Raw genomic sequence first — 14,054 nt, forward strand, 5'->3', positions numbered from 1 at the left:
TTTTACCAATTATCTGTGGCAGAACTTTTGTGGAAAAAGCCTTTCCGGCATGCTAAACTGATTGGTGGAGGTGGTATATATTGATAATTAAAAAGAAAACAAATTCTTTCAAGCTAAATGGATTAGAAAGATTGTTGCAAAGATTACCCAATTATCATTCCCGCTATTCGAGTATTGAAAATGCCATTAAAGTAACTCGGGCAGGCGAAAATGGAGAAAGAATATTAGCGGATGTTTTTCAGAAGTACGAGTACCCGCACAAACACTATATATTTCACGATTTAAATTTAAGATCAACTGGGCAGTTTCAAATAGACACACTATTTCTTTGCAAGCAAGGGCTAATTATTTTTGAGATGAAAAACATTGCGGGGCGAATTAGTTTCCCAACCGATCAAAACCAAATCGTTCGTACCTTGGAAAATGGGCAAATCGATTCGTTTGAATGTCCTTCCATTCAGCTCAGTCGCAATCAAATTTTGTTGGAAGATTGGTTACATGCCCGAAGTATGTCAATCCCGATTTATACGGCAGTGGTTTTTCCTAGACCACAGCAACGTATTGAAAACAACCGTACCAACTTGACGATTTTATTTCCCCTTGAAATACCAGTATTCCTTCGAAACATCGGAGAACAATCCCCAACTCTCGATGACGATCAACTTAGAAGCATTGCAACTACTTTGATGGAGAGCCATCGTGATTACAACCCATTCCCTTTATCTTCAACTTACAACATTTCACCTTCTGAATTAAAAAGAGGAGTTCGCTGTGTGCGCTGCGGTCTATTTGGCATGCAATCCATTCATAAAGGGTGGGGATGCAACCGCTGCGGACATACTGATTCGCACGGACATTTACAAGGAATGTTAGATTATATTATGTTGGTGAATGATCAGATCACTAACAAAGAGTGCAGGAACTTTTTGCAACTTGATAGCCATCAAAAAGCAAATAGGATATTAAAACAATTGGACATACCCTCGCAAGGGGAGAAGAAGGGAAGATTTTATGTTGCTGGCTTGAGGGAGATAGAGTTATTATCCAAACGTGCTTCAGAGCATGAGTGGAAAGTCCCGGATTGGTGATATATTTATGTATTCAACGGATAAAAATCATAATTCAATAGATATCCCGCTTGATTCAATAGATAAGTCCAAAGATTTGATAGATAATAACTACTTTTATGCCTCAAGGTATGCTGAACTTCCCTATTTTAAGTGGTATTGAAACTTCCTACCCCAATCTGTCGTAAGACAACCAAAAGGGAGGTGTTTACGATGAAGAATCTATTGGGTTTCATCATGGTAATGTTGTTAGTCTTGTTCCCGCCTGCAACCGCACACGCAAAGTCATTCACAATTGACCGCGTACAGATCAAAGGATGGGTGCAGCCGGATGGGGAGATGTTGGTCAATGAGGTGTTCACTTATACATTTGACGGTTCATTTTCAAGATTGACGCGTTCATTCCCGGAAGAGCATTTGAGCCAGATTCGCGGATTCGAAGCGTATGTGATTAACAATTCACACCCGATCGTAGGTGAAATTGACGGATCGACCCTAACGCAAGCAGAAGTTTCGGCGAAAGGGGGCACCTATTCGACTTCTGTACAAGCTGAGAATGAAACCATTTCCGTCCTGTACGTCTATAGGATGCTGAATGCGGTGAAATCGTATGATACATATAGTGATTTGGCGGTGACCTTTTTTGAGGATGGCTTTAATCACGAGGACGACCTTAATAATATAAGCATTGACTATGTACTGCCGGGCGATGTTGGGGACGACAATGTCCATGGATTTATTCACGATCGTGAAGGCCAGGTGAGTAAGGTTTACCGCAATGGGATTTCGTTTACTACACCAAAATCTGCTGCATACACAGAAACGGGAACCCGTGTTTTTTTCCCATCGTCCATTATGACCGGACAGAGCAAGTATGCTGCGCCGCTTCCTTTAATCGATGCAATCCAGCGGGAAAAAGATTTGATAGCTAAAAAGGAAACGAGATGGTCCAACATTCCATCCGTAATTACAGCTGCAGATGGATTGCGCGTTTTATTCATAGTGTTCATCATTTTACTAGTCCTTCTTAGACAGCGAATTATCACACCATTCGGCAGTACGAATCTTGTATTGCGGACAGATCCGATGTACTTGTCTCTTGTTGATCAAAACGGAAAGTTCAACCGGAAGAGCTTCTTGTCAGGCTTATTCTCACTCGTTGAAAAGGGTGTCGTAACAGCGGAAATGGACGAATCTGCATCAAGGTTCCATGGTAAGAGTGGCGCACCTGAAAAGACACTCGTATTTCGTCTTCAGTCAGGACAACAGATGAAGAATTTATTGCCACATGAACAGTATTTGATCACTTGGTTATTCAGGGGGAGAACCGGCCATCGGAAATTCCATTTGCATGATATCGCAGGTCCTTCAATTGAAGTGGATAAAAAAGATCGCGTGCAATCACGGAAACAGCATAAATTCGTTGTGAATCATGAGGCATGGCATGAGGACGTCCTTCGACTCATGATTGAGGCGGGCGCGCTATCGACGATGCTCTCTAAAATATTGAAGACGGCGATCATCGTTCTAATCACGATTTTGATGATGTTCGGATTTTATGCGGATGGGGCAGGGGGATGGGGTATTGCATTTCCGGTAATTGTCGCTGGTCTCGGGTATTATTTTTACGTTGTAAATCCGGGTAAAAAATGGATAGCTGTCCTATTGTTTATCGGTCTGTTTTTTGTAGGCGCACAAACGGCGGATGCGAATATCACTGATGCGCATCTGCATCTAATTATTACAGGGGCCATCCTTTTTGCTGTCATTCCTAAGGCGCTTCCAAGGTCGTTCACTGCGCTTTATACAAAAATGAGCATTTCAAAGTTTCAGATGAAACTAAGACTGAGTGCAGAGCCCCCTCATCATCTACATTCGGAAGACATCGACCGATGGATGGCACGGGCATATTTGCTGAATCCATCAAAGAAAAGACTTCCGAAATTCAGGGACAGCCTCCCGGATGCCTACCCATTGGCACCATTATTCGCCTTGCAGGTGGATCCACTTTATTTCACCTATTCGACCTGGGGACCAACCTCGCTGGCCGTTAGTAAAGGTGGAACTTCAAGTGGCGGATCCGACTACGGTGGATACAGCGGTGGAGGTGGCGGTGGCGGAGATGGCGGCGGCGGAGGGGCCGGCGCGGATTAATCGGTGGGATTTTAGCGAGTCAAAGGTCCCGAAACGACGATAACTCGCGGAAAGCAACACCGACCAACAAAAAACCGCTTCAGTCACCCAATGACTGAAGCGGTTTTTCATTCATTTCTTTTCTTCTTTCAATAAATCACGAATTTCCTTCAATAATTCCTCTTTTGCATCGATAGCTGGTGTTTCCTCTTTCACAGGTTCTTCTTTCCGTTTGAATTTCATCATAAGTCGCACGAAAAGGAAGATGGAGAAGGCGATGATTAGAAAATCAATGATCGATTGTAAAAAGAGTCCGTAGGTGATTTCTGTTTCCCCAAGGTCAAAGTGAAGTTTTGACACATCCACTTTTCCTGTTAACGCGACAAGGAGGGGAGTGATAATATTTTCAACGAGGGAGGAAACGATTTTACCGAATGCACCACCGATGACGACGGCGATTGCAAGGTCAAGTACATTCCCTTTGAATGCAAATTCTTTGAAGTCTTTCCACATACTTATTACCAACTTTCTAATGTCTAAAATTGTATTGATTCGCATAGTATAAGAACAAACATTCTTATTGGAGCTGAATGCAATGCGACAGGAATTAAGTAAACTATGCGACCACCGGGATTTGGCAGAAATGATCTATATGAGTGCGGACGGGGCATTCACAAAAAGGCGCATTCGAATTTTATCAGTTGGTGACGATTCATTCAAGGCTTTTTGCTATTTAAGACGAGAAAAACGGACCTTCACCATTGACCGTGTGCTATCGGTGAGACGCATCATCAGCAGGGAATCATGGGTCATCTAAATTCCTCCTCAGGGAACCACCGATAGATAGTGAGATCCACCTTCCCGTTCCTCATGAACTCCACACCTTCACTCTCAAGCAACCTGCGTTGTAATCCGCCTTTTTCCTCGCCATCGGTCGGTGTTGAGATGCCACCCTGAGCGTTAATGATCCGATGCCATGGCAACTCGTATTTTGCGCTCATCGAATGAAGGATCCGTGAAATTTGCCTCGCTCCACGCGGATTTCCTGCGGCGCTTGCTACTTGTCCATATGTCATGACGCGTCCCGAGGGAATTTCCTGAATGATTTTCACGGCGCGTTCTGTAAATGGTAACATATCATCACTCCTATGAAACTATCCAACTTCTTCAATCGTACAGTATATAAAGAGAAATTTGAAATGGGAGGGATGGCCGTGGTGAAAAATTTATTCATCAAACAAAGTCTGATTGGTTATGCGATTAAAGTCGCTGGTGTCGTCGTCATGGGTTGGGGTGTCATCCAGGGGATTGTCACATTGGTGATGATGTCGCAAATGGGCGGTCATATGAATGAATGGGGAGAGTGGCAATACTCGGGCGGGTTTGGGGCAGCAGTATTCGGCTTTATCGGCGTCGTTGCAGCCCATTTCCTATACGGATTGCTCATTATCGGATTCGGGGAAGTAATAGATTTACTTCAGAAGATTTATTTCAGATTGCATCCGGAGGCGGAGCAGGAATGGGTGAAGGAGCAGGAAGAAAAAGCTAAAAAAGAGGTTGTTCCTCCAAGCGAAATCCCTTATTGGGTTCAGAAAGAATTGGAGCAGTTTTTTGAGAAACGGGAATTGAATTTCCAATCGGCTGAAAAAACAAGTGATCCATACGTTTTCAAAGTAATTGTAGAGGACGGTGTGGAATTCATCGAAGTGGGAAGTTTCGAACCGCGTGTTCTTACAGATGAGGAAGCGGAGAAGTTCAAGAGTTAAAAAGCGCCCCGTCATTAATTGACGAGGCTCTGTTTTTTTCGTCTTTGGTAGGTATCGAAGACGAAAACTGTAAAGACAACCCAAAATGCGCTTGCAGCAATGCCTCCCGCAATATCACTTGGGTAATGGACACCCAAATAGATTCGGCTTAATGCAATCATTCCGAACATGAAAATAGCGAATGTCAACAGTGCAATCTTTCCTGCACGTATCCGGATCTGGCGCCATAGAAGAATGACGGCCATTGCAAATAAAGTGAAAGCCATCATTGTATGTCCACTTGGAAAACTATAGCCCACAGCTTCTGCAATCCTATGAAATTCAGGTCGTTCCCGTTTGAAAACGAGTTTCAATACTTGGTTCAACGCGCCTGTCCCGACTGTAGCAAAGAAAAAGAAATATGCGCTTGAACGGGCGCGGAAGCTCCAGAATAAAAGTGCTGTCACTGCGATAATGAGAACCATGACAACTTTTGTGGAGCCGATGAATGAGAATCCGTTCATAATCGGCGTCAGCCAAGGTGCTTCCCAGCCCTGGACTAAGTCAATGATTGGTCTGTCAAACATAGGCATTATATTTAGGAAGATGCCGGTAACAATTATGGCAAAGACACCGATGAATAAAATACATAATGCAATTGCCGCGGAAGGTCGCAATGAATTTTCTTTCAATTACATACATCCTTTCTTCGCATCATTATACTAAAACTGAAGGACTGATGCATGAACTTACATACTGTTGAAATGGCAATGAGAGGGGGATACGTATGAAAGTTGTGTTATTGCTGATTGGCGCATATTTAGTAGGTAATTTCTTAACTGCAACGGTGGTCGGGAAGTTTTTCTTCAAGCAAAATATTCGTTCAGAAGGCAGTGGAAATCCTGGGGCGCGCAATGCGGGAAGAGTGTTTGGAAAGAAGGCATTCGTCGTGACATTCATCGGGGATGCACTAAAAGGGGCGCTTGTCGTCCTTCTTGCTGGCTGGCTGGGGATGGAAGGATGGCCGCAATTGCTGTTTTTGATAGCTGTCATGTTAGGCCATAACTACCCGGTTGTACATAAATTCCGTGGCGGATTAGGCGTGTCAACATTCATAGGCGGTATGTTGGCGTTCAATCCACTCGTGGTAGCATGTTTTGTCGGGGCATTTTTAGTCCTTTATCCGATATTCAAAAGTTTTACATTGGCGGGATTGAGCTCAATGACTTTGTCACCGTTGTTTTTGTATGCACTAACAAGGGATTGGACGGAAACCTTGCTTTCCATCATCGTGATAGCCGTCCTATTATTTGCGCATATAAGCGATTTTTTAAGGAATAAAGGACAATTGAATCAATTGTAGTCACCTTTTCAGTGGATTATAATGGAATAAACGGTCTTTCATTCAAATGAAAGGTCTTTGGAAGGAGAGTTCTCATGAAGAAAATCCAATCCAGTGCTGAGTGGCATTCTATAATCGATCAATCGAAAAAGGAACCGGTTTTTTTATTGAAACATAGCCAGACATGCTCGATTAGCGCGGCAGGGTATAGGGCGTTTGAGGGGTTTGATACGGACATTCCAAAATATTACCTAATCGTCCAAACGAGCCGTCCTCTATCGAATGAAGTCGCGAGTTCCCTTGGCATCCGGCACGAAAGCCCACAGCTTTTTCTCTTAAAGGATGGTAAGGCTGTATGGCATGCAAACCATTACTCAATTAGTCAATCGAAGATCAAGTCAGCTGTAGAAGACGTTGGATAAACATGACAGACATTCCAATGGGATGTCTGTTAGTTCTTGTGAATTTGAGGTAACAATTATTGGGGGTTAAGTAAGTGGATATGAAAGGAAAGACGGTCGTTATTACAGGCGGGGCTATTGGAATTGGTGCTGTTGCCGCGCAACTTTTTGGCAAAAAGGGTGCGCAGGTTGCAATTCTTGACTATAACGAAACAGCGGGGGAAGCGCTCGCTGGTGAAATGCATGCTCAAGGGATTGAGGCGGCATTTTTCAAAACGGATGTTGCCAAACGCAATCAGGTGAGAGAAACTGCTGAAAAAGTGCTTGCTCACTTCGGGAAAGTCGATGTGCTCATTAACAATGCAGGGATTACGCGCGATGCCATGTTGTTGAAGATGGAAGCGGACAGTTTTCAGCAAGTTATCGATGTGAATTTGACAGGTGTCTTCAATTGCACGCAAGCCTTCCTTCCGGCAATGCTTATTGCTGGAAAAGGAAAAATCATCAACACGTCATCAATCGCAGGAACCGGCGGAAATGTCGGACAGACAAATTACGCCGCTTCGAAAGCCGGTGTCATCGGCATGACAAGGACATGGGCAAAGGAATATGGGCGAAAAGGGATTAACGTGAATGCAGTTGCTCCGGGGTTCATCGAGACGGATATGATCAGCACAATGCCGGAAAAAATAATCACGCAAATTAAACAGATGACTCCCTTCGCACGCCTTGGCAGACCGGAAGATATCGCAAACGCCTATCTATTCCTTGCTTCGGATGCATCAGACTTCATTAACGGAACGGTTCTTGAGGTTGATGGCGGAATGTTGAAATGAACGGAATCCTCCTTAATTAAAGGGGGATTTTTCATTTTTCTCGAGTCACACCCTCATGTGAATTTCTTCACAACAAATGACACTTATCATATTGAAAGTCATGACGTTCATCTATTTTGCAATGCCTGAAAGCCCTTTATTATGATAATAACGAATAATTTCGAGGAGGCTTTCATGCATGAGTAAAGAAAAAACTAAGCAGTTACACAAAAACGTTGCGCCCTATGCCAAATCGGATCTGAAAAAGAGTATAGTCCAATTGATCAACACAGTGCCGCCTATTTTCATCCTGTGGTTTTTGGCATATCAAAGTCTATCGGTTTCCATCTTTTTGACGTTCGGAATTGCGATCATCACAGCGGGCTTCGTCGTTCGGACATTTATCATTTTCCACGACTGCACGCATGGTTCGTTCTTCAAAAATAAAAAAGCGAATGACGTTGTAGGGACGATTACCGGGATTCTAACGCTGTTTCCATATGAGAAGTGGAAAAGGGAGCACTCCATCCATCATGCGACAAGCTCGAACCTCGACAAGAGGGGTGTCGGCGATATTTGGGTCATGACGGTGGATGAATATATGGAAGCATCGAAATGGGAACGGTTCATGTACAGATGCTATAGGAATCCGTTTGTCATGTTCGGGCTCGGACCATTATATTTAGTACTCATTACTGGAAGGATCAACCGTAAAGACGCGCGTAAAAAAGAGCGTAACAATACGTATTTGACGAATGTCGTTCTCGTCGCACTTTATGCACTTATGATTTGGCTCGTCGGTTGGCAGGCATTCCTCATCGTGCAAGGTTCGATCATGTTCGTAGCAGCTGCTCTTGGCATTTGGCTGTTTTACATCCAACACACATTCGAAGACTCGTATTTCGAAGAGGAGTCCGAATGGGATTATGTGAAAGCAGCGGTGGAAGGCAGTTCGTATTACAAATTACCAAAAGTTCTTCAATGGGCGACAGGGAACATCGGCTTCCATCATGTCCACCACTTGGCGCCGCGTGTGCCGAACTACAATTTGGAGATTGCACATGAATCGACACCACCGCTTCAAATGGCGACAACGATAAACATCAAAACGAGCTTGGAATCGCTTCGTTACAAGTTGTATGATCCTGCACATAAACGCTTCATCACGTTCAAAGAAGTGAAAAAAGCAGTTAAACGGGCAACGCCGAACATTGATTTGAAAGAATTAAAACCGAAGCATACGAGCTTTGAGGGTAAATAAAGAAACGGCCGCCTATCAGAATGGGTGGCTGTTTCAATTTTTTGGTATAATCAATGAAACAAAGGCGGTGGCGATCATTCAAAAATGGTATAGCATCTTTCCGAAAAATCCTTGGATGAGCATTTATGCTTGGGTCGTATTTTGTCTATTGCCCTTCTTTTTCATTTTCAGATCATGGTCGGCCGTTGGAATTTCGGTGGGAATCGGGTTATTAGGCCTCTATTTCATTTCCTATTTCTTTTCATTTAAATCAAAAAGCGGTCTTGTTTATATGTGGATCAGCTTTGAAATTGTTATTAATATCATCATGACGTTGCTGTTCGGATATGTCTATCTGTCAATTTTCACGGCTTTTTTCATCGGTAATATCCGTTCGGCAGTTGGTTTTTTCATCATGTATGGTTTGCATATTGCCTTCACAATCAGCGCAATCGTAGTAGGGTTTTTCATTGAGATTGATTTGTTTTTACCACAAGTCCATTTCATCATTATTACAGTGATCGGCGTGACGCTTCTTCCGTTCAATCTATACAACAGAAGCAAGCGCGAAAAGCTTGAAGATCAGCTGGAATCCGCGAATGATCGTATTGCAGAATTAATGCTAATTGAGGAACGCGAACGGATTGCAAGGGATCTGCATGACACGCTTGGACAAAAGTTGTCGATGATCGGTTTGAAAAGCGATCTGGCGAAAAGGTTAGTCTTTAAAAACCCTGAAGAGGCCGAGAAGGAATTGGCCGATATCCGTCAGACTGCGAGCACAGCATTGAAGGAAGTGCGGGAGTTAGTTGCAGATATGCGTTCGACAAAACTGATTGACGAAGTGATGCGCATAAGGCAAATATTGTCTGCTGCAGAAGTCGAATTGAAGATTGAAGGCGATCCGAATGTATCGAGTATCCCGTCCAATGTGGAGAATGTCTTAAGCATGTGCTTGAAAGAGGCAGTGACGAATGTTGTGAAGCATAGCGATGCGACTGTTTGCGAAGTGATGTTCATGCAGTCTGCCGATGAAGTTTCTATTGTTGTCAAAGATAACGGAAAAGGCATCCAGGGAAGAACATTTGCAACTGGTGCAGGATTGAAAGGGATGAGGGAACGTCTTGAGTTCGTGAATGGATCACTTGTTATCGAAGACGATGGGGGTACGAAATTGACCATTCGGATGCCAATCGTCATTACACATCAAGTCGAGGAGGGATTATCGTGATTCGAATCGTCATTGCAGAGGACCAGGGGATGATGTTGGGGGCACTCGGTTCCCTTTTGAATATGGAGGACGATATGGAAGTCGTCGGCATGGCGCGTAACGGTGAGGAAGCCGTCCAACTTGTGAAGGAACATAAGCCTGATATATGCATCATGGATATCGAAATGCCGGTGATGACGGGATTGGACGCGGCGGAAGAACTCATGGAGATGGATTGCAAGATCATTATTCTGACAACATTTGCGCGGGCAGGCTATTTCGAACGCGCGCGAAAGGCCAAGGTGCGCGGCTATTTATTGAAAGACAGTCCGATTGAAGAGCTTGTCAATTCCATCCACGCCATCCAGGGCGGACGCCGGATCTATGCGCCCGAACTTGTCGATATCGCGTACGAGGAGACAAGCGAAAACCCGCTCACTGACCGCGAAAGCCAAGTATTAGGACTCGTGGCAGAGGGAAAGACAACGAAGGAAATTGCCGGGGAATTGTACTTGACGCCTGGTACAGTGCGGAATTATATATCGACTATCCTTGAAAAACTCGAAGTCGGCAATCGAATCGAAGCGATTTCAAGATTTAAGGAAAAAGGTTGGTTTAAATAAGAAGCTTTGACAGGCGAGGGGGACACCCTTTGCTTGTTTTTTTGATATCCGCGCTCAAGAAAGCCAAACCGCGCTCAAGAACTCCCCCAAGCGCTCAAGAAAGGCAATCCGCGCTCAAGAAAGGCAATCCGCGCTCAAGAACTCCCCCAAGCGCTCAAGAAAGGCAATCCGCGCTCAAGAACTCCCCCAAACGCTCAAGAAAGGCAATCCCCGCTCAAGAACTCCCCCAAACGCTCAAGAAAGGCAATCCCCGCTCAAGAACTCCCCCAAGCGCTCAAGAAAGGCAATCCGCGCTCAAGAACTCCCTCAAACGCTCAAGAAAGGCAATCCGCGCTCAAGAAATTGGTTTAGCGCTCAAGAAATTGGTTATGCGCTCAAGAAATTGGTATAGCGCTCAAGAAATCGGTTATGCGCTCAAGAAGTTGGTTATGCGCTCAAGAATTCAGTTTAGCGCTCAAGAATTCGGTATAGCGCTCAAGAATTCGGTTTCGCGCTCAAGAATTTGGTTTCGCGCTCAAGAAAGTAGCCCCGCGCTTAACCCCGCGCCCAAACCTCCCCCCTCCCAAACCCTGAAAACTCCACAAATTCCGATTTCCACCACTCACCCTGTATGCTATGCTTTTCATAGGAACACAAAAGGGGGATCAGTATGACACTTCACACACTATCACAAGCACAGGAATGGGATCGGCAAGACAAACTTGCCCCTTATAGAAACGAATTTTACATTCCGGAAAACTCCATTTACATGGACGGCAACTCGCTTGGTTTATTGTCCAAACGGGCGGAGCGTACATTGCATGAGCTGCTTCACACGTGGAAGACGCTTGGCATCGACGGATGGACGGAGGGGGAGCATCCGTGGTTCTATTTATCCGAACAGGTAGGGGAGAAAATGGCGCCGCTTGTCGGCGGCAATAAAGGAGAGGTAATTGCGACGGGCTCGACGACAACGAATCTCCATCAGCTTGTCGCGACATTTTACAAGCCTGAAGGCAATAAAACGAAAATCCTTGCAGACGAATTGAACTTTCCTTCTGATATTTATGCGCTCAAAAGTCAGCTTCAGCTTAAAGGATATGAACCGGATGAACATCTGATCCGTGTGAAAAGCCGCGACGGCCGCTACCTAAAGGAAGACGACATTATTGAAGCGATGACACCGGACGTTGCACTCATCGTTTTGCCGGCTGTCCTTTACCGGAGCGGGCAAGTGCTTGATATGGAAAAATTGACGAAGGCGGCGATTGAACGCAATATCCCGATCGGCTTCGACCTTTGCCATTCAATCGGGGCTGTCGAGCACCAACTCCATGACTGGGGGACGGATTTTGCTTTTTGGTGCACGTATAAGCATTTGAATGGGGGGCCGGGTTCCGTCGGTGGTTTATTCATCCATGAAAAGCATTTCGGCAAAACGCCTGGCCTATCTGGCTGGTTCGGGTCGAAAAAGGAGTCGCAGTTCGATATGGATCACAAGATGGTTCCTGCGGATGACGCTGGCGCTTATCAGATCGGGACGCCGCATGTGTTGAGCTTGGCACCAGTTATCGGCTCACTTGAAATGTTCGAGGAGGTCGGCATAGCGGCGATTCGGGAGAAATCATTGGCATTAACAGCTTATATGCTTGAATTAATTGAACAGGAACTCACTGACCTTGGCTTTACAATTGGTAATCCGATCGACGAAACTCGTGGTGGGCATCTCCTTCTTGAGCATGAAGAAGCGGCTCGAATTTGCAAAGCGCTGAAAGTGGATGGCGTCATCCCTGACTTCCGAACACCAAACGGAATCAGGCTTGCCCCCGTAGCCCTTTATAATTCATTCGAAGACGTCTGGGAAACGATTCAAAAACTGAAAGTCATCATGGATGAAAAACGATATGAAAAGTTTGAGAATAAAAGGGGGGTCGTCGCATGACGGGGAAATGGATTGATATATCGCAGCCATTGCATAACGGCATCGCGGAATGGCCTGGGGACACGCCGTTCCAATATGAAGTGAAGTTTTTGAAAGCGTTCACGGGGTCGGTCAATATCGGCCAAATGACGACAAGCATGCATACCGGGACGCATATTGACGCTCCTTTCCACTACGACGATGAAGGCCTGAAAGTGGATGAACTGCCGATAGATGTCTACATCGGAAAGGCAAGAGTCATCGACGTGACGGGGCTCGAAAGCGTGGGGCGTTCAGATTTAGAGGCTCTCGATTTCGGAGGTGCCGAGCGGATATTATTGAAAACAGGAAGCAGACCCGATGCAGATGTTTTTCCGGAATCATATACCGTTTTGCGTGCAGACATCGGTCCTTTATTGAAGGAAAGAGGGGTGCGGCTCATCGGAATCGATACGCCATCTGTCGACCCTGAGCCAAGCAAGACGCTTGATGCACACCATTCGCTCCATGATAACGGGGTTCTCATTCTGGAAAACATCGTGCTTGCTGAAGTCGAGCCCGGTGATTATGAATTAATTGCGTTGCCGTTGCCTATCAAAGGCGGAGACGGAAGCCCGGTTCGCGCGGTAGTCCGGAGGTGGGAAGCGTGAGCGAAAAAGGGATTCATACAGACTTCAAAGACAAAATGACATACGGCGAATACTTGCGTTTGGATAAAATCCTTTCGAGCCAGGAACGCCTATCCGGCCATCATGATGAAATGCTGTTCATCATCATCCATCAGGTGAAAGAGTTATGGATGAAGCTCATTTTGCATGAACTAAATGCTGCAATCGCGGCAATCAAGAAGGATGAACTTCCTGAGGCATTCAAAATGCTTGCACGTGTTTCAAGGGTTCAAGAGCAAATCATCCAGGCATGGGATGTCCTTTCAACTTTGACACCCGCCGAATACACGGAATTCCGCGAAAGCCTTGGCCGGGCATCAGGATTCCAATCCTACCAGAATCGCCTGATCGAATTCGCGCTTGGCTATAAGCAACCGCATATTTTAAAGATTTACGAGAAGGACCAAGAACTTGCGCGCGAATTAAAAGCGGCGTATGAATCACCGGGAATTTATGATGTCGCTATCCAAGCTCTAAGTCGAGCAGGATTTCCGATCAACCCGGATTTGCTGACACGTAATTTCTCGATTACATATCAAGGCGATCCGACCGTTGCGGCAGCTTGGCTTGAAGTGTACCGTGACGTTGACCGCTATTGGGATTTGTACCAGCTTGCCGAAAAGCTTGTCGATATCGAGGATAGTCACCAGCAATGGCGCTTCAGGCATATGAAAACCGTTGAGCGCATAATCGGTTCGAAAACGGGAACTGGAGGCTCGTCCGGCGTAAAGTATTTGAGATCCGTACTCGACCACCAATTCTTCCCGGAACTATGGGATGTACGAACGAAGTTATGAGGGAAAGAGTTGTTTATTAATTAATCGCAAAAAGCTTCACCGGGCTCACTCATCCGGCGAAGCTTTTTTCATTATCATGCAAAAGATCTTATATTAAAACATAACGCTCAAGC

Annotated in this window: 17 protein-coding genes; 14 read left to right on the forward strand and 3 right to left on the reverse strand. The window is 45.2% G+C overall.

The annotated features are described in order from the left end of the window. Positions 1–80: 80 nt before the first annotated feature. Both NSQ43_RS03055 and NSQ43_RS03060 read left to right on the forward strand, forming a co-directional pair. Positions 81–1,088: a nuclease-related domain-containing protein gene (locus tag NSQ43_RS03055; RefSeq protein WP_339252900.1), complete on the forward strand. Its 1,008-nt coding sequence runs from the start codon at positions 81–83 to the stop codon at positions 1,086–1,088. A 192-nt stretch (positions 1,089–1,280) separates the two neighbouring features. Next, a complete protein-coding gene (locus tag NSQ43_RS03060) occupies positions 1,281–3,221 on the forward strand; it encodes a DUF2207 domain-containing protein (RefSeq protein ID WP_339252902.1) in 1,941 nt (646 codons plus the stop codon). A gap of 111 nt (positions 3,222–3,332) precedes the next feature. Here NSQ43_RS03060 and mscL read toward each other — a convergent pair whose 3' ends face one another. Next, the gene (gene mscL / locus NSQ43_RS03065) at positions 3,333–3,713 is read right to left on the reverse strand and encodes a large conductance mechanosensitive channel protein MscL (protein ID WP_339252904.1); all 381 of its coding nucleotides are present in this window, start codon (positions 3,711–3,713) and stop codon (positions 3,333–3,335) included. An 82-nt stretch (positions 3,714–3,795) separates the two neighbouring features. Between mscL and NSQ43_RS03070 the strand changes: the two genes are divergently transcribed. After that, positions 3,796–4,017 (forward strand): transcriptional regulator, encoded by a 222-nt coding sequence (locus NSQ43_RS03070; RefSeq protein WP_339252906.1) that lies wholly within the window; start codon positions 3,796–3,798, stop codon positions 4,015–4,017. Here NSQ43_RS03070 and NSQ43_RS03075 read toward each other — a convergent pair. Next, positions 4,010–4,336 (reverse strand): MGMT family protein, encoded by a 327-nt coding sequence (locus NSQ43_RS03075; RefSeq protein ID WP_339252908.1) that lies wholly within the window; start codon positions 4,334–4,336, stop codon positions 4,010–4,012. The two genes, NSQ43_RS03070 and NSQ43_RS03075, sit on opposite strands and share 8 nt — an antisense overlap. 78 nt (positions 4,337–4,414) lie before the next feature. Here NSQ43_RS03075 and NSQ43_RS03080 point away from each other — a divergent pair, with 78 nt between their 5' ends. Continuing rightward, positions 4,415–4,966, forward strand: a complete 552-nt coding sequence (locus tag NSQ43_RS03080; protein WP_339252910.1) for a hypothetical protein — start codon at positions 4,415–4,417, stop codon at positions 4,964–4,966. Between the two features lie 14 nt (positions 4,967–4,980). Here the strand turns inward: NSQ43_RS03080 and NSQ43_RS03085 are convergent, their stop codons facing one another. Further along, positions 4,981–5,637, reverse strand: coding sequence for a phosphatase PAP2 family protein (locus NSQ43_RS03085; RefSeq protein WP_339252912.1), 657 nt, complete (start codon positions 5,635–5,637; stop codon positions 4,981–4,983). 95 nt (positions 5,638–5,732) lie between these two features. Here NSQ43_RS03085 and NSQ43_RS03090 point away from each other — a divergent pair, with 95 nt between their 5' ends. From NSQ43_RS03090 to kynA, 10 genes are all read left to right on the forward strand, one after another. Next, a complete protein-coding gene (locus tag NSQ43_RS03090) occupies positions 5,733–6,308 on the forward strand; it encodes a glycerol-3-phosphate acyltransferase (RefSeq protein WP_339252914.1) in 576 nt (191 codons plus the stop codon). 74 nt (positions 6,309–6,382) lie between these two features. Next, on the forward strand, positions 6,383–6,709 hold the full coding sequence (gene ytxJ / locus NSQ43_RS03095; RefSeq protein WP_339252916.1) for a bacillithiol system redox-active protein YtxJ: 327 nt from the start codon (positions 6,383–6,385) through the stop codon (positions 6,707–6,709). 74 nt (positions 6,710–6,783) lie between these two features. Further along, positions 6,784–7,524 carry a 3-oxoacyl-ACP reductase FabG gene (gene fabG / locus NSQ43_RS03100; protein ID WP_339252918.1) on the forward strand — a complete coding sequence of 247 codons (741 nt, stop codon included), beginning with the start codon at positions 6,784–6,786 and terminating at the stop codon, positions 7,522–7,524. A gap of 178 nt (positions 7,525–7,702) precedes the next feature. After that, positions 7,703–8,764: a fatty acid desaturase gene (locus NSQ43_RS03105; protein WP_339252920.1), complete on the forward strand. Its 1,062-nt coding sequence runs from the start codon at positions 7,703–7,705 to the stop codon at positions 8,762–8,764. Positions 8,765–8,840: 76 nt separating this feature from the next. Then, complete coding sequence (locus tag NSQ43_RS03110) at positions 8,841–9,974, forward strand: sensor histidine kinase (protein ID WP_339254770.1); 1,134 nt, start codon at positions 8,841–8,843, stop codon at positions 9,972–9,974. After that, positions 9,971–10,576, forward strand: a complete 606-nt coding sequence (locus NSQ43_RS03115; RefSeq protein WP_339252921.1) for a response regulator transcription factor — start codon at positions 9,971–9,973, stop codon at positions 10,574–10,576. The genes NSQ43_RS03110 and NSQ43_RS03115 overlap by 4 nt, the downstream gene beginning before the upstream one ends. A gap of 29 nt (positions 10,577–10,605) precedes the next feature. Then, the gene (locus NSQ43_RS03120; RefSeq protein ID WP_339252923.1) at positions 10,606–11,229 is read left to right on the forward strand and encodes a hypothetical protein; all 624 of its coding nucleotides are present in this window, start codon (positions 10,606–10,608) and stop codon (positions 11,227–11,229) included. Next, the gene (gene kynU / locus NSQ43_RS03125) at positions 11,226–12,497 is read left to right on the forward strand and encodes a kynureninase (protein WP_339252925.1); all 1,272 of its coding nucleotides are present in this window, start codon (positions 11,226–11,228) and stop codon (positions 12,495–12,497) included. The genes NSQ43_RS03120 and kynU overlap by 4 nt, the downstream gene beginning before the upstream one ends. Next, positions 12,494–13,126: an arylformamidase gene (gene kynB, locus NSQ43_RS03130; RefSeq protein WP_339252927.1), complete on the forward strand. Its 633-nt coding sequence runs from the start codon at positions 12,494–12,496 to the stop codon at positions 13,124–13,126. The genes kynU and kynB overlap by 4 nt, the downstream gene beginning before the upstream one ends. Then, complete coding sequence (kynA, locus tag NSQ43_RS03135; protein WP_339254772.1) at positions 13,048–13,941, forward strand: tryptophan 2,3-dioxygenase; 894 nt, start codon at positions 13,048–13,050, stop codon at positions 13,939–13,941. Before kynB ends, kynA begins: the two co-directional genes overlap by 79 nt. Positions 13,942–14,054: the final 113 nt, after the last annotated feature.

The sequence above is a fragment of the Sporosarcina sp. FSL W8-0480 genome (genome assembly GCF_037963765.1).
In the GTDB taxonomy this organism is placed as follows: domain Bacteria; phylum Bacillota; class Bacilli; order Bacillales_A; family Planococcaceae; genus Sporosarcina.